The following is a 22430-nucleotide window of genomic DNA, read 5'->3' as shown; positions in this document are numbered from 1 at the left end:
GTAGAAAAGAACCTTTTGCAACGAATAGGATTTTTTTGAAAAAAAAAGGAGTGCTACCCGTTTGTCCATCTCAGAAAGATTGGTAAAACTGAATGTGAAAACAACGATTTCCCAGCAAGAAAGCTCGGAAACGTTTGAAGTGGCAGCGGTTGGCCATTTTTATCAAAAAGAAGATGCGATCTATTTGAAATATGAAGAAATGACCGAAGAGGGCAGGATTCGGACCGTCGTGAAAGCAGCCAAGGAAGAAGCGCTGATTTTGCGGAACGGCTCCGTTGCCATGAGGTTGCCGTTCGCCCTTAACAGCAAGAAAAACGGCTATTATGAAATTCCCTTTGGCACAGTTAAAACATCTACTTTTACAAAAAAAATAGATCATCACTACCAAGCAGAAAGCGGGACAGGCTACATACAATTGGTTTACGATTTTTCCCTGCAAGGATCAGATGCAGGTACATATGTAGTGCAAATTAACTTTCAGGAGGAAGAGCAATGAACATTGTCGAGCAGGTTCAGATTAAACTGAAGCAGGAAATTAAAGCGGCAGTTGTAAGAGCGGGTCTTGCATCAGAAGAGCAAATCCCGGATGTTATTTTAGAAGTACCGAAGGAAAAAGCGCATGGAGACTACTCGACCAATATGGCGATGCAGCTTGCCAGGGTTGCGAAAAAAGCGCCAAGAATGATTGCAGAAGAACTCATCAGCCATTTTGACCGTTCAAAAGCATCCATTGATAAAATTGAATTGGCTGGCCCCGGCTTTATTAATTTTTATATGAATAACAGCTATTTGACCGATTTAATACCGACGATTTTGCGTGCCGGTGAAAACTACGGAGAAACGACCGTAGGCCAGCAGCAAAAAATTCAAGTTGAATTTGTCTCGGCAAACCCGACGGGCGACCTTCACCTTGGCCACGCGCGCGGTGCGGCGGTTGGCGACTCGCTATGCAATCTGTTGGCCAAGGCAGGCTATGACGTTTCCCGTGAATATTATATTAATGATGCCGGCAATCAGATCAACAACTTGGCATGGTCAGTCGAAGCGCGTTACTTCCAGGCGCTTGGGCTCGAAAAAGACATGCCGGAAGACGGTTATTACGGGGCAGACATTGTTGGCATTGGCAAAAGCCTTGCCGAAGAGTTTGGCGACAAATACGTCCATGCTGATGAAAAGGAGCGGTTTGAATTTTTCCGTGAATACGGCTTGAAATATGAAATGGCCAAGCTGAAAAAGGATTTGGAGGACTTTCGCGTCTCATTTGATGTCTGGTTTTCGGAAACGTCGCTTTATCAAAACGGAAAAATTGAGGAGGCTTTAGAAGCGCTTCGTAAGGCCGGGTATATTTACGAGCAAGACGGGGCAACATGGCTGCGTTCGACGGATTTTGGCGATGACAAGGATCGCGTCCTGATCAAACAGGATGGTTCGTATACGTATTTAACGCCGGATATTGCCTACCATAAAGACAAGCTTGACCGCGGTTTTGAAAAATTGATCAATATTTGGGGCGCCGATCATCACGGCTACATTCCCAGAATGCAAGCCGCGATTCAAGCGCTTGGCTATGACCGCGAGGCCCTTGAAGTTGAGATCATCCAGCTTGTTCACCTTTATAAAAACGGCGAAAAAATGAAGATGAGCAAGCGGACAGGCAAGGCGGTCACAATGCGGGAGCTTGTTGATGAGGTCGGCCTCGATGCCGTCCGCTACTTCTTTGCGATGAGAAGCTCGGATACCCATCTGGATTTTGACTTGGATCTCGCCGTTTCGGAATCGAATGAAAATCCGGTATATTATGCGCAATATGCCCATGCCAGAATTTGCAGCATTTTGCGCCAAGGCGAAGAGCTAGGGATTGTTGCAGACGAACAGGCTGATTTCTCGCTTGTTTCATCCGAAAAGGAAATCGATTTGTTGAAAAGGCTGGGTGAATTCCCGCAAGCGATTGGGGAAGCGGCGCAAAAGCGGACACCGCACCGGATTACCCATTATATTTTTGATTTGGCCTCTGCCCTTCACAGCTTTTACAATGCTGAAAAGGTGCTTGACCCAAGCAATCTTGAGCGTTCGAAAGCCCGCTTGGCGCTGATCAAAGCGGTTCGCATCACCTTGAAAAACGCCCTTGCCTTAATCGGCGTATCCGCTCCGGAAAAAATGTAAAGAAAAGGCTCCTTTTTAAACAAGGGGCCTTTTCCCTTAAAAAGGGATAAATGGGTCATAGTAGAGGCTGTCGAATGTCGCATTCATCTTACTAAAAGTAAAATCGGTTGCGTACAGGCTTGTCGAACGAACGAGGTTGCTCCCTAAAAACAGGGAAAAGCAAGCTTTACCAAACCCAATCCCATTACAAAAAGTACGATATGGCACCTGCAATCCCCTCTTTTACCGAGCGCAACACGTTTGGCTTATTCAGGTCTTCCAATGATAACCGCTGGGAATCGTGAATATCCTGTTGGATAATAGCCATAACCCGTTTTTGGAACCTTGAATCATAAAAATAACAATTGATTTCCTTGTTTAAAAAGAAACTTCTTTTATCAAAGTTCGCAGTGCCAATGGCATAAACCGCATTATCAATCACGATCGTTTTTGCATGGTAAAAACCGTTATTAAATTGGTATACGGCCGCACCCTCGCGCAGCAGTGTCCGAAAGTAACGATAAGACGCTTCCTGGACAAGGATATGGTCGGCGGTTGCCGGTACAATGACGGTTAGCTTCACACCGCGGCGAAGAGCCTGCAACAAACTGGTAAAAACACTTTTGCTTGGAATAAAATAAGGTGTCCCAATAATGATCGATTCCTTAGCCGAATGAATGTGCTGGATATACGGATCCTCAAGTAAGTTGGCTTCGGTTGCAAGCAGCCGATGGGCAACCATGTGGTTGCGCTTATCGGAAAAGTGGACTGCCCCCTCGGAATGAAAAGTCCATTCAGCTGCTGTCTCCACGGCATAGTTGTGATCGTGCGGCGGTATGACGCTCACTTCTTTGTGTGTCTTTTTTTGCCAATCCTCCTGCCAGTCATGAAAAAATACCTGCTGCAGAAAACGTACGCCTTCGCCGGTTATTTTTAAATGGTAATCACGCCACGGGGTCAGCTTCGGATCAAAACCGATGTACTCTTTCCCAATATTGAAGCCGCCCAAATAGCCGATTTTCCCATCAATCACCGTGATTTTTCGATGATTGCGCACTTGTGAGCTGTAAAAAAGAAACGGAAACTTTACCCGGCTGCTGTACCGGAACGCGACACCGGCATCCCTTAGATCTGCTGCAAGCTTTTTCGGAAACTTCAGGCTGCCAAATTGATCAAGCAAAAGGCGAACTTGCACGCCCTCACCGGCCTTGGTTTTTAACAATGACAAAAACTTGTGGCTGAATGCATCATTGCGCACAATATAAAAAACAATGTCAATGCTTGCCTGTGCCTGTTCAAGACTGTGAAAATAATCCGCAAACAACTCCTTGCCGTGAGCAAAAATTTCAAATTCACCTTTGAGTATGGGCGATTCCATTTTTTTAGCAAACCTTAGATGATCGTTTCTGCCAAACCGATAATCGAAAAAAAGCCAAATAAAAAGGAATAAGATGAATAGGATGATAAAGAGTGCAACGGTCACAAAAATCCACTCCAATTCATGTTTATCTTATGTTTACCGAATGAAGCTATTCCTATTAATTGTTTTAAATGGACAGAAAAAGATTGACTGAATGTTCATTCATAATATAATAATAGTAGATCGAATAAATTCAGAATATTTTACTGTTTCACAATTTTCAACTGATACGAACAAAATGGGGAAGGAGTGAATGGCATGAATGGGCTCTTGGCAATTAACTTGATTGCGTTTTTACTTGTAACCGCTTACGCGATCAGTCTGTTCATTTACGTGGTCAAAACGAGGATTCAGTACATCAAATTGGGTAAGAAAGCAGAGTTTGACAACGATGTAAAGGCACGCTTGGAAAAGATTTGGGTAAATGTTTTCGGGCAGAAAAAGCTACTAAAGGACAAAAAAAGCGGCGCTATTCACGTTGTGTTTTTCTATGGATTTTTGCTTGTCCAGTTTGGCACGATCGATTTTATTTGGAAAGGGCTCAACCCCGGGTCACATCTGCCGCTTGGACCACTGTACCCCGGTTTTACCTTTTTTCAGGAAATCGTCACATTACTGATTTTAATTGCTGTTGTTTGGGCGTTTTACCGCCGCTATATTGAAAAACTCGTTCGTTTAAATCGGAGCTTTAAATCCGGACTTGTGCTAATTTTTATTGGCGGATTGATGGTTTCCGTTCTTCTTGGAAATGGAATGGGGATCATCTGGCATGGTGAGGAGCCCAGCTGGAGCGAACCGGTTGCTTCGCTGATCGCGACTGTTTTTTCGCCGATTGGCACAACCGCTGCCATCGTCGTCTTCTACATCGCCTGGTGGATGCATTTATTGTTTCTGCTTGCCTTCCTTGTCTATGTGCCGCAGTCAAAGCACGCCCATCTGATCGCAGGACCGGCAAACGTCTACCTTAACCGGCTGGAGAAACCGGGCAAATTAACAAAAATTAATTTCGAAGACGAAACACAAGAATCGTTTGGCGTGGGAAAAATCGAAGACTTTACGCAGCTGCAGCTGGTCGATTTGTACGCCTGCGTGGAATGCGGGCGCTGTACCAATATGTGCCCGGCAACAGGGACAGGAAAAATGCTGTCGCCGATGGATTTGATGCTAAAGCTGCGCGATCATCTGACCAATTATGGCGCAGTGGTAACCTCGAAGCAGCCATGGGTGCCAGCCTTTGCCTTTGCCCATACAAAGGGCAACCAGCTGGCTCTTGCAGCGGGCAGCAGTGGAGCAAAAGAAGCCGCCGCGACATTGGCCTATCATCCAAGCCTGATCGGCGATGTGATCACCGAAGAGGAAATTTGGGCGTGTACGACCTGCCGAAATTGTGAAGACCAATGCCCCGTCATGAATGAGCATGTTGAAAAAATTATCGACCTCAGACGCTACCTTGTTTTAACTGAAGGAAAAATGAATGCCGATGCCCAGCGCGCCATCCAAAATATTGAGCGCCAGGGAAATCCGTGGGGCTTAAACCGCAAAGCACGTGAAGACTGGAGGGAAGTCCGCGAAGATGTCGCTGTGCCGACAGTCAAAGAGATGAACAAGGCGGGTGAAGAATTTGAATACCTTTTCTGGGTCGGGTCAATGGGTTCCTATGATAATCGCAGCCAGAAAATTGCCCTCTCCTTTGCAAAATTGCTAAATGAGGCAGGCGTGAAATTTGCCATTCTTGGCAATAAGGAGAAAAACTCGGGAGATACTGCACGCCGGCTTGGCAATGAATTTTTATTCCAAGAGCTGGCAACGAAAAATATTGAAGAATTAGAAAAAAATGAAGTGAAAAAGATCGTTACAATTGACCCGCATGCTTATAACACTTTTAAAAATGAATATCCCGATTTCGGTTTGAATACGGAGGTATATCATCATACCGAACTGTTGGCAAAGCTTCTGAAAGAAGGACGGCTTGTGCCGAAATATGAGGTCAAGGAGACGATCACGTTCCATGATTCGTGCTATCTGGGTCGCTATAACGGTGTATATGACCAGCCGCGGGATATTTTGAAGGCGATCCCGGGTGTAAAGTTGGTGGAAATGGAACGTAACCGTGAGACGGCGATGTGCTGCGGGGCTGGCGGCGGGTTGATGTGGATGGAAGAAGAAACCGGCCATCGGATCAATATTGCCCGAACAGAGCAAGCACTGGCAGTGAACCCGACGGTGATCAGCTCTGCCTGCCCGTATTGTTTGACAATGCTGTCGGACGGGACGAAGGCAAAAGAAGTGGAAGAGCAAGTCCGCACATATGACGTTGCGGAGCTATTGGAAAGAGCAGTCTGCGGGTGATGTTTAAAGAAAACTTGCCGATTGGCGTGCCTTTGGCGAAGACAGAGGTATAGTTGCCCTTATGCGTTCAGAATTTATGGATATAAATTCTGGTGTATTAGCTAAAAAAAGAGAAGTTGAAACGCTGAATTCATAAAATTTTACGAATTTTGTGTAAAATATTTCAACTTCTTCTCTTTTTGCGATAAAATGAGGTTGGTATTTAAAACGCTTTCAAAATTTTGAGCGAGCGTTCAGTCAAAAGGGGAGTGGCGGATCGCTCGAAACAAAGGGGAGAAAAAAGGATGAACAGAACGGTTATTTTAAGTGGGGTTAGGACGCCTTTTGGAAAATTGGGGGGTGCGCTTAGCAGCATGTCCGCTGCTGAATTGGGGGGTATTGCTGTTAAAGAAGCGCTGAATCGGGCGGAAGTCAGCGGTAATGAGGTTCAGGAGGTTATTCTTGGAACCGTTTTACAAGGAGGACAGGGACAAATTCCATCGCGGCAAGCGGCAAGGCATGCTGGGCTGCCGTGGGAAGTGAAAACCGAAACGATCAATAAAGTATGTGCCTCTGGAATGCGCAGTGTGACGCTTGCGGACCAAATTATCCGCTGCGGGGATGAAGAAGTGATTGTTGCCGGGGGAATGGAGTCGATGAGCAATGCCCCCTATTTGCTGCCAAAAGCAAGATGGGGCTTTCGAATGGGCGATTCATCTGTCAAAGATATGATGATTTCCGACGGGCTTACATGCAGTTTTACTGGCGTTCATATGGGAAGCTATGGAAGTTTAACCGCCAAAGAAATGGAGATCTCAAGGCAAGAGCAAGATGAGTGGGCATTGCGCAGCCATGAGCGGTCAATTGCGGCAATCGAATCAGGGAAGTTTGCGGAAGAAATTGTTCCCGTTACAGTGAAGGGAAAGAAGGGAGCATCCATCATTGTCGAGCACGATGAAGGCCCAAGAAGGGATACATCGCTTGAGCGGCTGTCCAAATTGGCGCCTGTTTTCAATCCGGTCGGTACGATTACAGCTGGAAACGCTCCTGGTGTGAATGATGGTGCGGCCGCATTAGTGCTGATGAGCGAAGCGCGTGCGGAAAAAGAAGGAAGAATCCCGGAAGCCACTATTCTTGCTCATGCCGCCGTAGCGGTAGAAGCAAAGGATTTTCCGAAGACGCCAGGACTTGTGATCAATGAGCTTTTGAAAAAAACCGGCAAAAGCCATGCTGAAATTGATTTAATTGAAATCAATGAAGCGTTTGCCGCGGTTGCGCTGGCGAGCATGAAAATTGCCGGACTGGATTCGGGGAAAGTGAATGTGAATGGCGGTGCTGTTGCGCTCGGCCATCCGATTGGTGCAAGCGGAGCACGGATCATCATTACCTTGATGCATGAATTGAAACGCCGCGGCGGCGGGACTGGGATTGCCGCAATTTGCAGTGGCGGCGGCCAAGGCGATGCCGTCATGATCGAAGTGCCAAAGCGGTAAAAATCGGTAGGAATGAGCGAGGCTGTCATGACGCGAAAGCGCGGAAAAAGGGCCGGATCACGCCATGAGAAGGATTGTCATGAAGCGAAAGCACGGAAAAAGGGCTGGAGCGCGCATGAGAAGGACTGTCATGTTGTGAACGCTCCCCAAAAATGCCGAATCGCACCATGAACGTACCCTAAAAACAACAATTTGCGACTAAATAGGAGTGGAGAATGTGAAGATCGAAAAAGTAATGGTTGTCGGTGCCGGACAAATGGGCTCGGGCATTGCCCAAGTTTGTGCCGCGGCAGGTTATCAAGTGTTTTTATATGACTTGAAGCCGGAATTTGTGGAGCGCGGACGAAACGGGATGAACAAAAACTTATCACGGCAGGTGGAAAAGGGGCGGTTAACACCGGAACAGAAACAAACGGTGATGGAGCGGATTACTCCGTCTGTAACCTTAAACGATGCAGCCAAAGTAGATCTCGTCATTGAAGCAGCTGTTGAAAACATGGAAATTAAAACGAATATTTTTTCCCAGCTTGATGAAATGGCTCCGCAACATGCCATTTTGGCAAGCAACACGTCATCGCTGCCGATTACCGAAATCGCCGCTGCAACAAAGCGGCCGGAAAAAGTAATCGGTATGCACTTTATGAACCCGGTACCGGTAATGAAGCTTGTTGAAATCATCCGCGGACTGGCAACAGCAGACGAAGTCTACAGTGCAATCAAAGAAATGACGGAAACCTTGGAAAAAGTGCCGGTGGAAGTCAACGATTTTCCCGGCTTTGTTTCCAACCGGGTGCTGATGCCAATGATCAATGAAGCCATTTATACACTGTATGAAGGGGTAGCCAGTAAAGAAGCGATCGATGACGTGATGAAGCTTGGCATGAACCATCCAATGGGGCCGTTGACCTTGGCTGATTTTATCGGCCTTGATACGTGTTTGTATATTATGGAAACGCTTCACAAAGGCTTTGGCGATGATAAATACCGCCCGTGCCCGCTTCTCAGGAAATATGTGAAAGCTGGCTGGCTTGGCCGGAAAACGGGCCGCGGCTTTTACAGCTATGAATAGATTCGCCGCCTTCTGTCATGGCAACCAATAGAATCCGACGTTTTAACGGTATGGGGGGATGGGGATGGAACTGCGTTTTACGGAAGAACAAGAAATGATGCGAAAAATGGTACGCGATTTTGCGGCAAACGAAGTCGCTCCATTTGTTGAGAAAATGGAAAAGGGCGAATTTCCCCGGGAAATCATCCGGAAAATGGCTGAGCTTGGCTTGATGGGAATACCGATTCCTGAAAAATATGGCGGGGCGGGAATGGACTTTGTCTCGTATATTCTCGCAATCAATGAACTATCAAAAGTCAGTGCAACGGTCGGCGTAATTCTATCCGTTCACACATCTGTTTGTACAAATCCGATCGTTTACTTCGGCACGGAGGAACAGAAGCGTAAATATGTTTCGAAGCTCGCAGCAGGCGCGTATTTGGGTGCATTTTGTCTAACTGAAGCGAATGCTGGTTCAGATGCTTCCAGTTTAAAGTCCAGAGCTGTAAAAGACAGGGATGAATACGTCATAAATGGTTCGAAAATGTTTATCACCAATGGCGGGGAAGCGGATGTGTATATTGTTTTTGCCACGCTCAATCCTTCATTGGGCAAAAAAGGCATTACGGCTTTTATTGTCGAAAAAAATACGCCAGGTCTGATCATTGGCAAGGATGAGAAAAAAATGGGACTTCATGGGTCGCGGACGGTACAGCTTACGTTTGAGGAAATGAGAGTTCCTGCAGCCAATCTCCTCGGGCAGGAAGGAGATGGATTTAACATTGCGATGGCCAATCTTGAGGCTGGCAGAATCGGCATTGCTGCACAAGCGCTTGGCATCGCCGAAGCTGCATTGGAAGCGGCAACGCTTTACGCGAAAGAAAGGCACCAATTTGGCAGACCAATTGCCAACCAGCAAGGTGTTGCCTTTAAGCTAGCCGATATGGCTACACATGTGGAAGCGGCAAGACTAGTAGTCTATCAAGCTGCCCAACTGCGCTCACAAGGCAAGGAGTGCAGACAACAAGCCTCAATGGCAAAATTGTTTGCCTCAAGAACAGCTGTGGAAGTTGCGACCGAGGTCGTGCAAATTTTCGGCGGCTATGGCTATACGGAAGATTACCCGGTTGAACGGTACTTCCGCGATGCAAAAATTACGGAAATCTATGAAGGAACAAGCGAAATTCAGAGAATGGTAATCGGAAAAAGTCTACTCAATTAAAGGGGGAACGAACAAATGAATTTTCAATTATCCGAAGAGCATGAAATGATCCGCAAAATGGTCCGCGATTTTGCCCGCAATGAAGTGGCGCCGACCGCAGCGGAGCGCGATGAACAGGAACGCTTTGACCGCGGGCTTTTTACCCAAATGGCCGAGCTTGGCTTAACGGGGATTCCATGGCCGGAAGAATACGGAGGTATTGGAAGCGATTACTTAGCATACTGCATTGCCATTGAAGAACTATCAAGGGTATGCGCCTCAACGGGAGTAACCTTATCCGCCCATACCTCGCTTGCCGGCTGGCCGATTTATAAATTTGGTTCGGAAGCGCAAAAGCAAAAATACTTGCGGCCGCTTGCCGAAGGAAAAATGCTGGGTGCGTATGGTTTAACCGAGCCGGGCAGTGGTTCGGATGCCGGCGGAATGCGGACGACTGCCAAATTGGCTGGCAGTCATTATGTACTAAATGGCTCAAAAATCTTTATTACTAACGGCGGTGAAGCAGATGTATACGTCGTATTTGCTCTGACAGATCCCGAGAGCAGGCAAAAGGGAATAACTGCCTTCATTGTTGAAAAGGACTTCCCGGGTTTTTCGATTGGCAAAAAAGAAAAGAAGATGGGCATTCGGTCATCACCGACAACGGAGATTGTTTTTGAAGACTGCAAAGTGCCGGTAGAAAATCGTCTCGGAGCAGAAGGAGAAGGCTTTAAAATTGCGATGATGACGCTCGACGGCGGTCGCAATGGGATTGCTGCCCAGGCAGTGGGAATTGCCCAAGGAGCGCTTGATGCGGCAATCGATTATGCCCGTGAACGCCGCCAATTTGGCAAACCGATCGCGACACAGCAAGGAATCAGCTTTAAGCTTGCGGACATGGCAACAAGCATTGAAGCTGCCAGACTGTTAACCTATCAAGCAGCGTGGCTCGAGTCCAATGGCCTGCCATATGGAAAAGAATCGGCAATGTCTAAGCTGTTTGCCGGTGATACGGCAATGAAGGTGACAACCGAGGCCGTGCAAATTTTTGGCGGCTATGGCTACACAAAAGAGTATCTGGTTGAGCGGTTCATGCGCGATGCAAAAATTACGCAAATTTATGAAGGAACACAGGAAATCCAGCGGCTTGTCATCTCCAGGATGATTACAAAGTGATGGTTGGAAAATGCCGGTACGATGCGGAAAACCTAAGGCTCGATCGGCGAAAAAACGCAGCATACATTGCTGCGGTTGGCGCGTACGCTTTTTTTAAAAAAGGGCCATTCCGAAAGAAGTATGGACAGCGGTAAAGGCGGTGGGAAGTGAATGAAAAGACTGGACGTATCAGCATCCGTCAAGGATGAACGTCTTGTAAAGAAGCGGCGGGATCAAATGATAAAAGGTGCGGTTGCGCTGTTTAAACAAAAAGGCTTTCATCGGACAACAACAAGAGAAATTGCCAGGGAAGCTGGATTTAGCATCGGCACATTGTACGAATACATCCGGACGAAAGAGGACGTTCTCTACCTTGTATGCGACAGCATTTATGACCATGTCCGCGAACGGCTGCAAATGGATATTGATCCGAGCCAAGGGACGCTTGCCAATCTGAAGCTTGGAATTGCAGATTATTTCCGAATTGTGGATGAGATGCAGGATGAAGTGCTTGTCATGTATCAGGAGGCAAAGTCGCTTTCAAAAGATGCGCTTCCATATGTTTTGCGCAAAGAAGTGGAAATGGCCTCCATGTTTGCCGAGCTTCTGGAAAAATGTGTTGAAAATGGCGTGCTCAACCTAACGGAAAAGCAAGTCAAAATGATCGCTCATAATATTATTGTTCAAGGACAAATGTGGGCCTTCCGCCGCTGGGAGCTGCAAAAAGTATACAAGCTGGAAGAATATATTGAAATTCAAACGGAGCTCTTATTTGCAGGATTCCTTAAGTATCAGCCAAGTTGTACCGCAGAAAAGTTCACAACTCAATAAGAGGCCGGTTTAAACGGAGAGGGGGAGAAAAATGAGCGCAACGGAGATTTATCGGCCGAAGCATCATATTCGTTTTGTCACGGCTTCGAGCCTTTTTGATGGACACGATGCATCGATTAATATTATGAGACGAATCCTGCAAGCGAGCGGGGCGGAAGTCATTCACCTTGGTCACAATCGCTCGGTGGAAGAAGTCGTAAATGCAGCGATCCAAGAGGATGTACAGGGAATCGCGATTTCTTCTTATCAAGGCGGGCATGTGGAGTATTTTAACTATATGTATGATTTGCTGCGTGAAAAAGGGGCGCCACAAATCCGCATTTACGGTGGAGGTGGCGGGGTGATCATTCCGAGGGAAATAAAGGAGCTGCACGAATACGGAATCGCGAGGATTTTTTCGCCCGAAGATGGCCGGCAGCTGGGGCTTCAAGGAATGATTAACATCATGCTGGAAGAGTGTGATTTTTCAACGGTTGATCGGCAAACAGTAGAGTTAATTGACAAACTCGCCACAGGGGATGTCAATACGGTTGCCAAGCTGATTACGCTTGCCGAGCTTCATGTTGACAAGCAAGGAGATGCCGCGGCGGCACTGGAGCATGTACTTGATAAAATCAAAGCGATGCCGTCCCAAACTCCGGTTGTCGGAATCACCGGAACAGGCGGCGCAGGCAAAAGCTCGCTTACCGATGAACTGATTCGCCGCTTTCTCAATGAAATCCCGGAGAAAAAAGTAGCCGTTTTATCGGTCGATCCGACAAAACAAAAGACTGGCGGTGCGCTACTTGGAGATCGAATTCGCATGAATGCCATTTTCCATCCCCAAGTTTTTATGCGCAGCCTTGCAACCAGATCGTCCAAAAACGAGCTATCACTTGCCATCCGTGATGCATTAGCCGTTGTAAAGGCTGCCGGCTTTGATTTGATCATTGTCGAAACGAGCGGAATCGGCCAAGGCGATGCCGAGATTACGGAAATTTGTGATGTCTCGTTATATGTCATGACAAGCGAATTTGGCGCCCCTTCCCAGCTGGAGAAAATTGATATGATCGATTTTGCCGATTTGATTGTCATTAATAAATTTGAGCGCAAAGGTTCAGAAGATGCGCGAAATCAAGTGCAGAAACAATATCAGCGGAGCCGGATGCTGTTTGAAAAAGATCCTTCGGAAATGCCCGTCTATGGCACCATTGCCAGCCAGTTCAACGATCCGGGAACGAATGCCCTGTTTGCGGCCCTGATTGAAAAAATAAATGAAAAGACCGGAACCGATTGGCAGACATCCTTCAGCAAACAGGCCAATACGCAAAAGCAAAATGTCATTATCCCAAATGACCGCCGTTATTATTTGCGTGAAATGACCGAAACGGTTCGCCGTTACCATCAGAAAGCGGAGGAACAGGCGGGAGTTGCCCGAAAACTGTTTCAATTGGAAGGGGCACTGGATGCGGTCAAGCACGCCGGCGCTAACCCGGAAGTCGTGGCCGCTTTGCTCGCCATTCAGCAACAAACGGAGGCAATGTTAACGCCGGAGTCGAAAAAAATTCTTGATGGCTGGGAAGAAATGAAACAAATCTATAGGGCAGAGCAGTTTGTTACAAGAATTCGCGATAAAGAAATCCTAACGGCTTTAAAAACAAAAAGCTTGTCCGGCTTGGATATTCCAAAGGTTGTTTTGCCAAAGTATCGGGATTACGGTGAAATTCTCCGCTGGATTTACCGTGAAAATGTTCCAGGATCGTTCCCGTATACTGCCGGGGTCTTTCCGTTTAAACGGGAAGGGGAGGATCCGAAGCGGCAATTTGCCGGAGAGGGGACGCCCGAGCGAACAAACCGCCGCTTTCACTATCTTTCAAAGGATGATCCGGCGAAACGTCTAAGCACAGCATTTGACTCGGTAACGCTTTACGGGGAAGATCCTGATTACCGTCCGGATATTTACGGCAAAATCGGCGAAAGCGGCGTCAGCATCTGTACGCTTGACGATATGAAAAAGCTGTATGCCGGCTTTGATTTATGCGATCCCTCTACCTCCGTGTCGATGACGATCAATGGCCCGGCGCCAATTATTTTGGCGATGTTTATGAACACTGCAATCGAACAGCAGCTTTCAAAAAAGGAAGCGGAGCTGGGCAGGCCGCTGACCGCCGCTGAGCGGGATGACGTCAAGGCGTACACGTTAAAGACTGTGCGCGGCACGGTGCAGGCTGATATTTTAAAAGAAGATCAGGGGCAAAATACGTGTATCTTTTCAACAGAATTTGCCCTCCGGATGATGGGGGATATTCAGCAGTATTTTATTGATCATCAAGTGCGGAATTATTATTCTGTGTCGATCTCCGGCTATCATATTGCCGAAGCGGGGGCCAATCCGATTTCCCAGCTTGCGTTTACACTGGCCAATGGCTTTACGTATGTGGAATATTATTTAAGCCGTGGGATGAAGATTGATGACTTTGCTCCAAATCTTTCCTTCTTTTTCTCGAATGGACTTGATCCGGAATATACCGTCATTGGCCGGGTGGCCCGCCGCATTTGGGCAACGGTGATGCGCGACAAATATGGTGCAAACGAGCGCAGTCAGAAACTGAAATACCATATTCAGACATCGGGCCGTTCACTGCATGCTCAGGAAATTGACTTTAATGATATTCGTACGACATTGCAGGCATTGATGGCATTATCGGATAATTGCAATTCGCTCCATACAAACGCGTATGATGAGGCAATTACAACGCCGACCGAGGAATCGGTCAGAAGGGCGATGGCCATTCAAATGATTATTACAAAGGAGCATGGTCTTTCAAAAAATGAGAATCCACTGCAAGGTTCGTTTATAATTGAAGAGCTGACCGATCTTGTCGAGGAAGCAGTGCTAAGAGAATTTGAACGAATCAATGATCGTGGCGGGGTGTTAGGAGCGATGGAAACCCAGTACCAGCGGGGGAAAATTCAGGAGGAGTCCATGCTTTATGAAATGAAAAAACATTCCGGCGAGCTGCCGATTATCGGCGTCAATACGTATGTAAATCCGAATCCGCCTCCTGAAGAGTCCATTGACCAAATGGAGCTTGCAAGGGCATCAAAGCAAGAAAAAGAGCTGCAAATTGCCAACTTAAACGAGTTTCATAAACGCCATGCGGATGCCGCACCGAAAGCACTGCAGCGATTGAAACAAACAGCCGTAAACAATGGCAATATTTTTGCAGAATTAATGGAAACTGTAAAAGTCGCAAGCCTCGGCCAAATCACAAAAGCCCTCTACGAAGTCGGCGGCCAATACCGTAGAAATATGTAGAAAGAAATGAAGAAATTTTTCAATGGCGAGTAAAGCCATTGTTTTTTTTGCTCTAAATGTGTTTAAATTAATTTTGCTAGGACATCGATCTGTTTTTCGTTCAGGCTGGTCGTCTTAAGCAAAGGATTGACAGAAAATGAGTAATCTTGGCAGGTGGAAGCAGATGAAATTATCCCATATCATGATCCTTTTATTGATTTTTGCCTGGCCATTGTACTACCTTTACGCGCGCCAATTAGGGGCAATCTCCTTTTTGCTGCTCGCTCTTTTCTTTCTCTCCATCACCATAAAGGAAGCAAAAAAATTAAAACATCGAGAACCGGCAGACAATGTCATAGCAAAAGAAGAAAAAATCAAGCAGGACAGCAGATAGTACTAGCATAAACGGGAGAAATTTGTTTATAATGAAGAATATGTATTCTGGGAGAAATTTTTCTAAAAGTCCGTCATCACTCGCTTTGATGGAGTGTAAGGTGTGAATAGAGAAAGGATGTGCCGATAGTGGGTATAGCACAATATTCAAAAGAGCAATTGCAAGAAATGTCTTTCATTGAAATTGCTTTTGAATTTTTAAAGGACAGCAAGCAGCCAGTTTCGTTCAATGAATTAATGAATGAAGTAGCTCAAGCGCTTGGGCTGTCAGAAGCAGAAGTCAGAGCCAAAATTGCGCAGTATTACACCGATTTGAACATAGATGGCCGATTCCTGGCAGTAGGAGAAAATCGCTGGGGGCTAAGAACTTGGTATCCGGTTGATACGATCGAAGAAGAAGTCGTTACAACCGTGAAACCGAAGAAGAAAAAGGCGAAGAAAGCAGTGGATGAAGACGATATCGATCTTGATGAGCTCGAAGAACTCGAAGACGATCTCGACTACGATGATCTTGATGACTTTGAAGACGACACCGATCTGCTTGATGAGGAAGAAGATTTTGACGATCTTGATGATGATGCGGAAGATTTCGGCGATGAAGATGTCGTCGAGGAAGAAGAGGAAGAAGAATTCGACTTAGAAGATGAAGAGTTGGATGACCTCGATGAACTGGATGAAGAAGTGGAAGAGGAAGAAGATGTATAACCAGCTTGACTTTTTTATTCTGCCCTTGTAGAATCATTTTTGGGCTCCTTGAAAAAGGACGATTGATCATAGCGAATAAGCGCTCCCTTACCTTGTGTAAGTGGAGTGCTTTTATTTTTGGCAATATCATCCTTTTGCTTTCCGTAACTTTTTTAAAAAAGTGCCTTAAACACATAAGAGAATGCACAAACTGTAATTGAGGGGGATAAAAAATGACAAAATATATTTTTGTAACCGGCGGTGTGGTTTCGTCGCTTGGAAAAGGAATAACCGCTGCATCGCTTGGGCGGCTGTTAAAAAACAGGGGCTTAAATGTGACGATTCAAAAATTTGATCCATACATCAACGTTGACCCTGGAACCATGAGCCCGTACCAGCACGGCGAAGTGTTTGTAACAGATGACGGCGCGGAAACCGATTTGGATCTGGGCCATTATGAGCGTTTTATCGACATCAACTTAACTAAATACAATAATGTCACGACTGGAAAAATTTACTCAACTGTCCTGCGAAAAGAGCGGCGCGGGGATTATTTAGGCGGTACGGTTCAAGTCATTCCGCATATTACCAATGAAATCAAAGACCGCGTTTTCCGGGCAGGGAAAGAAACGAATGCGGATGTAGTCATTACGGAAATTGGCGGAACTGTCGGCGATATCGAATCACTGCCATTCCTTGAAGCGATCCGCCAGATTAAAAGCGATATCGGAAGCGACAATGTCATGTATGTTCACTGCACCTTAATTCCGTACATTAAAGCAGCAGGTGAAATGAAGACAAAGCCAACACAGCACAGTGTGAAAGAGCTGCGCAGCCTTGGCATTCAGCCAAACATTATTGTTGTCCGGACGGAAATGCCTGTTTCTCAAGAAATGAAGGACAAAATTGCTCTATTCTGTGATATCGATAAAAAAGCGGTTATTGAAATGCAGGATGCAGATACCCTTTATGCTGTGCCGCTTGCTTTGCAAGAACAGCATATGGATCAGATCGTTTGCGATCATTTTAAGCTCATTACAAAAGAAGCCGATATGACCGAATGGAAACAGCTAGTTGACAAAGTTCGTTCCCTTTCAAAAACAACAAAAATTGCTTTGGTCGGGAAATATGTCTCCTTGCAAGACGCCTATATTTCAGTTGTTGAAGCATTAAAACATGCAGGCTACACCTTTGATTCGGATATTGACATTGATTGGATCAACTCGGATGAGGTGACAGCCGAGAATGTTGAAGAACTATTAAGGGATGCAGACGGAATTCTTGTTCCTGGAGGATTTGGCGATCGCGGTATTGACGGGAAAATTCACGCAATCCAATATGCGCGCGAACACAAAAAGCCGTTTCTCGGCATTTGCTTAGGCATGCAGCTGGCAACGGTTGAGTATGCCCGCAATGTGCTTGGCCTGAAGGGAGCCCATTCTTCGGAAATTGACCCGAATACAAACTATCCCATTATCGACTTGCTTCCGGAGCAAAAGGATATTGAAGATTTGGGCGGTACGCTCCGCCTTGGCTTGTATCCATGCCGCCTTGCTGATAATACAAAGGTAGCTGAAGCATATGGCGAAGAAGTTGTGTATGAGCGCCATCGCCATCGTTATGAATTCAACAACCAATTCCGTCAGCAGATGGAGCAGGCCGGTTTTGTCTTCTCTGGGACAAGCCCGGATGGCCGCCTTGTGGAAATTATTGAGCTGAAGGATCATCCTTGGTTCGTCGCTTCACAGTTTCACCCTGAGCTAGTATCGCGGCCAACTCGCCCGCAGCCGCTGTTCCGCGAATTTATTAAAGCCTCTTTGGGGAATAAATAACAAAAAAACGCCAGCCTGGACGAAATGGGCTGGCGATTTTTTGTACTATCAGCCTGGTCGAAATAGTCTGGTGTTTTTTCTTAGCTAATCACGATTCATATAGTACCTTCGAAACGGCCAACCTCCAATGCCTTTTTTATCACGAATCCACGTTTGCAGGCTTTCAATTTACAATTCGTATTCAGCCAAAATCTCATTCATTGTAAAGGAAAGGCCGTAGTAGACAAACAATGCTGCCATTGCAAATGGCTGGCCAAAGCGGCCGCCTTGTTCATCTGGCAGCAATCCTTTTGTCAGCCAAAGGTTAATATGAACATCGGCCAGTTCAGTCAAATCGGCGCTGCCAGCTGTTTCAGAAACAGAAGACACCGCTACAAAGGGAATCCCTTTTTCATTTAAATGGGCTGCAAGCGCAACTGCCTCCGAATCTGTGGAGTAGCGGGAAAAGATCACGATCCGGTCAGCCTCCGTTAATTCCACCGCACGGGGTTCTGTTAACGTTTTTGCAAACTGAAGTGGTTCTGCGCCTTCTGTCGCCTCTGGCAAAACGGCCTTCATTTCCTTTGCTCCATAAAAATAAACCGCCCCATCGCCAGCTGGAGCCTGGGCAAGCAGGCGGGCGCCATCTTCAATCGCAAACGCTTCTTTTTCCGCTATTTTTTAAACAGCCCCGACAATTGGGTCGTAAACATTTTTAACATCTCTTTGGGTGCCGCCTCCTTCTATAGTTGCTGCCAATATTATAGCACGATAAAAAAATTAACAAAATTGACCTTTTTAATAGGAGAAAAGGAAGGAAATGACGAAAAATAATCGAACATATACATGGGGGAAAAGAACACAGCAATTTAAAGAATAGGAAGAGGTGGAGGAGTTATGAAAGGGAAAGAGAAAATTTTAATCGTTGATGATCAATTTGGAATCCGTATATTATTGAATGAAGTTTTCCAAAAAGAAGGGTACAATACGTTTCAGGCAGCAAACGGTCTTCAAGCGCTTGATATTGTTCAAAAGCATGACCCGGATCTCGTCTTATTGGACATGAAAATCCCCGGAATGGACGGAATTGAAATTTTGAAAAGAATGAAAGCAATCGATCCGGAAATCCGTGTCATCATTATGACCGCATACGGAGAATTGGATATGATTAAGGAAGCAAAAAACCTTGGAGCGATTACTCACTTCGCTAAACCGTTTGATATTGATGACATTCGGGCGGCAGTTAGAAGCAATTTACCGCAATATTGAGAGATGATTTTTTGCGTGTAAAGAATGGAAGTGAAAAAAATACTTGATCACGCTTTCATTGTGAACATTTATAAAAGTCTCTCAGATGAATGGCATTTCTTCGCTCGTTTTGGTATGATACATATGAACTTTTAGTGGTAGATTATCTTTTCTTTGGGCTAAAAGCAATACATATTCAGCAAGGCTGAAGGAAACCCTTTATATGAAAAGGAAAGATGATGACCGAAATTAAGGAGGAAGAGAAATGCCTTTAGTTTCAATGACTGAAATGCTGAAGAAAGCGAAAGCAGAACGTTACGCTGTTGGGCAGTTCAACTTAAATAACCTTGAATTTACCCAAGCGATTCTTCAAGCAGCTGAAGAAGAAAAATCTCCTGTAATCCTTGGAGTGTCTGAGGGCGCAGCCCGTTATATGAGCGGCTTCAAAACGGTTGTAAAAATGGTAGAAGGCTTAATGGAAGATTTGAAAATTACCGTTCCAGTTGCCATTCATCTTGACCATGGCTCCAGCTTTGAAAAATGTAAAGAAGCCATTGATGCCGGATTCACTTCCGTTATGATTGATGCCTCCCATCATCCGTTTGAAGAAAATATTGAAATTACTGCAAAAGTGGTCGACTATGCTCACTCTAAAGGCGTTTCTGTTGAGGCAGAGCTTGGAACAGTCGGCGGCCAAGAAGACGATGTTGTCGGCGAAAGCATTATTTATGCCGATCCAAAAGAATGTGAAGAGCTTGTGAAACGGACAGGCATTGACTGCCTTGCACCTGCTTTAGGTTCTGTTCACGGCCCGTACAAAGGCGAACCAAACCTTGGTTTTAAAGAAATGGAAGAAATTGGAAATATCACCGGTCTCCCACTTGTTCTTCATGGTGGAACTGGAATTCCTACGAAAGATATTCAAAAAGCTGTTTCCCTTGGTACGGCAAAAATCAATGTAAACACAGAAAACCAAATTGCTTCGGCAAAACGCGTTCGCGAAGTGCTGGCTGCTGATTCTGAAGTGTACGATCCGCGCAAATATTTAGGACCGGCTCGCGAAACCATCAAAGAAACAGTCATCGGCAAAATCCGCGAATTTGGTTCATCCAATAAAGCTTAATTGAATTTTTATGGTTTGGAACCGTCCTGTGCTAAGGGACGGTTTCAAAACGTTGTAAATTGATTGAAGATTAAAGCAAATCGAAATTAAATTGTATTCGGAGGGGAAATTTATGAAATTTTTTATTGATACTGCCAATCTTGATGAAATTAAAGAAGCGCATGCGCTTGGCTTGCTATCTGGAGTAACAACGAACCCGTCTCTTGTAGCAAAAGAAAAAAATATTTCTTTCCACGACCGTTTAAAGGAAATTACGGCGATTGTTCCGGGTTCTGTCAGTGCCGAAGTCATCGCGCTTGATGCAGAAGGCATGATTAGAGAAGGAAAAGAACTGGCAGCCATAGCCCCGAATATTACGATTAAAGTCCCAATGACTCCGGATGGATTGAAAGCGGTTCATGCTTTTTCCGAGGAAGGAATTAAGACAAACGTTACGTTAATTTTCAGTGCAAACCAGGCACTTCTTGCTGCTAGAGCCGGTGCTACCTATGTGTCCCCATTCCTTGGAAGATTGGATGATATCGGTTACAACGGGCTTGAACTTATTTCCACCATCGCTGACATTTTTGCTGTGCATGGATTGGAAACGGAAATTATCGCTGCATCGATCCGCCATCCAATGCATGTGACCGAAGCGGCGCTTCGTGGTGCCCATATTGCAACGATTCCATACAAAGTCTTGATGTCGCTTTTTCACCACCCATTAACAGATAAAGGGATTGAAGCATTTTTAAAAGACTGGAATGCCCGAAACAACGCCTAATCACGTCTCAGAGCCCCGAGAAAAGTATTTATTCCATTTTCTATTAACTTTTTTAAATATCGATACATGAAATGGGAATAATCGTGTAAACTATATAAATAGACAAGTTGTCGGAAATCGCTTTTTTGGCATGGGAAAATATCCCTCTGGCTAGATTGGTCGTTTTATAGAGATTTTCTCATCATGGTCATGCGTAAGGCATAGAAGGGAGCAGAAAATGGAAAAACTTAAAATCGCCGGGGGCTACCCGCTTAAAGGAACGGTAAGAATCAGCGGTGCGAAAAATAGTGCAGTTGCCCTTATTCCAGCAACAATTTTGGCCGACTCCCCCGTTACGATTGAAGGATTACCGGATATATCGGATGTTGAAATTCTTAAGGGTTTAATGGAAGAGATCGGCGGAAGCGTTCAATTTTCAGATGGAGAAATGACGGTTGATCCGTCAGCAATGATTTCAATGCCGCTGCCAAATGGGAAAGTGAAGAAGCTAAGGGCTTCTTATTACTTAATGGGAGCGATGCTTGGCCGGTTTAAAAAAGCTGTCATTGGCCTTCCGGGCGGCTGCCATCTTGGTCCACGGCCGATTGACCAGCACATAAAAGGATTCGAAGCATTAGGTGCCCGGATTACAAACGAGCAAGGAGCCATCTACCTTAGGGCGGATGAACTGCGTGGTGCGAGAATTTACTTGGACGTTGTCAGTGTCGGGGCGACGATAAACATTATGCTTGCCGCCGTCAAGGCAAAAGGCAAAACCATCATTGAGAATGCGGCGAAGGAGCCGGAAATCATCGATGTTGCAACACTACTGACGAATATGGGCGCCAAAATAAAAGGAGCCGGCACCGATGTCATCCGGATTGAGGGGGTAGAACGTTTGCATGGCTGTCGCCACACGATTATCCCCGACCGAATTGAAGCCGGAACGTATATGATCATTGGGGCTGCCGTCGGTGAAGGGGTGCTGATCGATAATGTGATTCCCCAACACTTGGAATCTTTGATTGCCAAATTGCGCGAAATGGGCATTCAGATTGAAACGGGTGATGACCAGATCTTTGTTGAAAGAGGCCAAAACCAGCTGAAGGCTGTTGATGTGAAAACGCTCGTTTACCCCGGCTTCCCAACAGATTTGCAGCAGCCAATCACCGCGCTCTTAACCAATGCGGCCGGCTCAAGCGTTGTGACCGATACGATTTATGGCGCCCGCTTTAAGCATATTGACGAGCTCAGAAGAATGAACGCCAATATTAAAGTTGAAGGACGGTCGGCGATCATCAATGGGCCGATTCGGCTTCAAGGTGCAAAGGTGAAAGCGAGCGATTTAAGAGCGGGGGCTGCGCTTGTGATTGCCGGCTTAATGGCCGAAGGAATTACCGAGGTAACCGGACTAGACCATATCGACCGGGGTTATAGCAATCTTGTTGAAAAATTGAATGGCCTAGGCGCAACCATCTGGCGCGAGGCGTTGACGAAAGAAGAACTCGAACATTTAAAGAATACGTAATGCATT

At 45.9% G+C, this 22430-nt stretch carries 19 protein-coding genes; 17 read left to right on the top strand and 2 right to left on the bottom strand.

What is annotated here, in order from left to right:
• Positions 1–61 precede the first annotated feature (61 nt).
• Positions 62–496 carry a DUF1934 domain-containing protein gene (locus ACQYAD_RS17510; protein WP_430240196.1) on the top strand — a complete coding sequence of 145 codons (435 nt, stop codon included), beginning with the start codon at positions 62–64 and terminating at the stop codon, positions 494–496.
• Positions 493–2163 carry an arginine--tRNA ligase gene (gene argS, locus ACQYAD_RS17505; RefSeq protein WP_430240194.1) on the top strand — a complete coding sequence of 557 codons (1671 nt, stop codon included), beginning with the start codon at positions 493–495 and terminating at the stop codon, positions 2161–2163. Before ACQYAD_RS17510 ends, argS begins: the two co-directional genes overlap by 4 nt.
• Positions 2164–2347: 184 nt before the next feature.
• Here argS and cls read toward each other — a convergent pair whose 3' ends face one another.
• Positions 2348–3625: a cardiolipin synthase gene (gene cls / locus ACQYAD_RS17500; RefSeq protein WP_430240192.1), complete on the bottom strand. Its 1278-nt coding sequence runs from the start codon at positions 3623–3625 to the stop codon at positions 2348–2350.
• A gap of 195 nt (positions 3626–3820) precedes the next feature.
• Between cls and ACQYAD_RS17495 the strand changes: the two genes are divergently transcribed.
• The 11 genes from ACQYAD_RS17495 (at position 3821) to ACQYAD_RS17445 (ending at position 17804) form a co-directional block, all read left to right on the top strand.
• Entirely contained in the window at positions 3821–5911 is a 2091-nt protein-coding gene (locus ACQYAD_RS17495; RefSeq protein WP_430240189.1) for a heterodisulfide reductase-related iron-sulfur binding cluster, read from the top strand.
• 284 nt (positions 5912–6195) lie between these two features.
• Positions 6196–7383, top strand: coding sequence for an acetyl-CoA C-acetyltransferase (locus ACQYAD_RS17490; protein WP_430240186.1), 1188 nt, complete (start codon positions 6196–6198; stop codon positions 7381–7383).
• Between the two features lie 217 nt (positions 7384–7600).
• The gene (locus ACQYAD_RS17485) at positions 7601–8452 is read left to right on the top strand and encodes a 3-hydroxybutyryl-CoA dehydrogenase (RefSeq protein ID WP_430240184.1); all 852 of its coding nucleotides are present in this window, start codon (positions 7601–7603) and stop codon (positions 8450–8452) included.
• Positions 8453–8516: 64 nt separating this feature from the next.
• Complete coding sequence (locus ACQYAD_RS17480; protein WP_430240181.1) at positions 8517–9653, top strand: acyl-CoA dehydrogenase; 1137 nt, start codon at positions 8517–8519, stop codon at positions 9651–9653.
• Positions 9654–9668: 15 nt separating this feature from the next.
• Positions 9669–10808, top strand: coding sequence for an acyl-CoA dehydrogenase (locus ACQYAD_RS17475; protein WP_430240179.1), 1140 nt, complete (start codon positions 9669–9671; stop codon positions 10806–10808).
• Positions 10805–10942 (top strand): hypothetical protein, encoded by a 138-nt coding sequence (locus tag ACQYAD_RS17470; protein WP_430240176.1) that lies wholly within the window; start codon positions 10805–10807, stop codon positions 10940–10942. Before ACQYAD_RS17475 ends, ACQYAD_RS17470 begins: the two co-directional genes overlap by 4 nt.
• 16 nt (positions 10943–10958) lie before the next feature.
• Complete coding sequence (locus ACQYAD_RS17465) at positions 10959–11618, top strand: TetR/AcrR family transcriptional regulator (RefSeq protein ID WP_430240174.1); 660 nt, start codon at positions 10959–10961, stop codon at positions 11616–11618.
• A 31-nt stretch (positions 11619–11649) separates the two neighbouring features.
• Positions 11650–14916 carry a fused isobutyryl-CoA mutase/GTPase IcmF gene (gene icmF, locus ACQYAD_RS17460; RefSeq protein WP_430240172.1) on the top strand — a complete coding sequence of 1089 codons (3267 nt, stop codon included), beginning with the start codon at positions 11650–11652 and terminating at the stop codon, positions 14914–14916.
• Positions 14917–15079: 163 nt separating this feature from the next.
• On the top strand, positions 15080–15289 hold the full coding sequence (locus tag ACQYAD_RS17455) for a hypothetical protein (protein WP_430240169.1): 210 nt from the start codon (positions 15080–15082) through the stop codon (positions 15287–15289).
• A gap of 128 nt (positions 15290–15417) precedes the next feature.
• Complete coding sequence (gene rpoE / locus ACQYAD_RS17450) at positions 15418–15993, top strand: DNA-directed RNA polymerase subunit delta (protein WP_430240167.1); 576 nt, start codon at positions 15418–15420, stop codon at positions 15991–15993.
• Positions 15994–16205: 212 nt separating this feature from the next.
• Positions 16206–17804 carry a CTP synthase gene (locus ACQYAD_RS17445; protein ID WP_430240165.1) on the top strand — a complete coding sequence of 533 codons (1599 nt, stop codon included), beginning with the start codon at positions 16206–16208 and terminating at the stop codon, positions 17802–17804.
• Positions 17805–17972: 168 nt separating this feature from the next.
• On the opposite strand, the gene ACQYAD_RS17440 is transcribed toward ACQYAD_RS17445, so the two are convergent.
• Positions 17973–18419, bottom strand: a complete 447-nt coding sequence (locus ACQYAD_RS17440; RefSeq protein ID WP_430240394.1) for a DUF2529 family protein — start codon at positions 18417–18419, stop codon at positions 17973–17975.
• Between the two features lie 261 nt (positions 18420–18680).
• Between ACQYAD_RS17440 and ACQYAD_RS17435 the strand changes: the two genes are divergently transcribed.
• From ACQYAD_RS17435 to ACQYAD_RS17420, 4 genes are all read left to right on the top strand, one after another.
• Positions 18681–19052 (top strand): response regulator, encoded by a 372-nt coding sequence (locus ACQYAD_RS17435; RefSeq protein WP_430240163.1) that lies wholly within the window; start codon positions 18681–18683, stop codon positions 19050–19052.
• A 244-nt stretch (positions 19053–19296) separates the two neighbouring features.
• A complete protein-coding gene (locus tag ACQYAD_RS17430) occupies positions 19297–20154 on the top strand; it encodes a class II fructose-bisphosphate aldolase (RefSeq protein WP_430240160.1) in 858 nt (285 codons plus the stop codon).
• 112 nt (positions 20155–20266) lie between these two features.
• On the top strand, positions 20267–20917 hold the full coding sequence (gene fsa / locus ACQYAD_RS17425) for a fructose-6-phosphate aldolase (RefSeq protein ID WP_430240158.1): 651 nt from the start codon (positions 20267–20269) through the stop codon (positions 20915–20917).
• 217 nt (positions 20918–21134) lie between these two features.
• Positions 21135–22424 (top strand): UDP-N-acetylglucosamine 1-carboxyvinyltransferase, encoded by a 1290-nt coding sequence (locus tag ACQYAD_RS17420; protein WP_430240156.1) that lies wholly within the window; start codon positions 21135–21137, stop codon positions 22422–22424.
• Positions 22425–22430: the final 6 nt, after the last annotated feature.

Origin of the sequence: Neobacillus sp. SM06, from assembly GCF_050496765.1 — a bacterium.
Lineage (GTDB): Bacteria > Bacillota > Bacilli > Bacillales > Cytobacillaceae > JAEVLT01.
The sequence above is the reverse complement of the archived record's forward strand: the minus strand, read 5'-3'. Positions and strand labels throughout refer to the sequence as shown.

Coding starts and splice junctions, on each gene's coding strand:
- ACQYAD_RS17480 (WP_430240181.1), top strand. CDS start 8,517: ATGGAACTGCGTTTTACGGAAGAACAAGAAATGATGCGAAAAATGGTA.
- ACQYAD_RS17495 (WP_430240189.1), top strand. CDS start 3,821: ATGAATGGGCTCTTGGCAATTAACTTGATTGCGTTTTTACTTGTAACC.
- ACQYAD_RS17475 (WP_430240179.1), top strand. CDS start 9,669: ATGAATTTTCAATTATCCGAAGAGCATGAAATGATCCGCAAAATGGTC.
- icmF (WP_430240172.1), top strand. CDS start 11,650: ATGAGCGCAACGGAGATTTATCGGCCGAAGCATCATATTCGTTTTGTC.
- ACQYAD_RS17420 (WP_430240156.1), top strand. CDS start 21,135: ATGGAAAAACTTAAAATCGCCGGGGGCTACCCGCTTAAAGGAACGGTA.
- ACQYAD_RS17465 (WP_430240174.1), top strand. CDS start 10,959: ATGAAAAGACTGGACGTATCAGCATCCGTCAAGGATGAACGTCTTGTA.
- ACQYAD_RS17445 (WP_430240165.1), top strand. CDS start 16,206: ATGACAAAATATATTTTTGTAACCGGCGGTGTGGTTTCGTCGCTTGGA.
- ACQYAD_RS17490 (WP_430240186.1), top strand. CDS start 6,196: ATGAACAGAACGGTTATTTTAAGTGGGGTTAGGACGCCTTTTGGAAAA.
- ACQYAD_RS17430 (WP_430240160.1), top strand. CDS start 19,297: ATGCCTTTAGTTTCAATGACTGAAATGCTGAAGAAAGCGAAAGCAGAA.
- ACQYAD_RS17435 (WP_430240163.1), top strand. CDS start 18,681: ATGAAAGGGAAAGAGAAAATTTTAATCGTTGATGATCAATTTGGAATC.
- fsa (WP_430240158.1), top strand. CDS start 20,267: ATGAAATTTTTTATTGATACTGCCAATCTTGATGAAATTAAAGAAGCG.
- ACQYAD_RS17455 (WP_430240169.1), top strand. CDS start 15,080: ATGAAATTATCCCATATCATGATCCTTTTATTGATTTTTGCCTGGCCA.
- argS (WP_430240194.1), top strand. CDS start 493: ATGAACATTGTCGAGCAGGTTCAGATTAAACTGAAGCAGGAAATTAAA.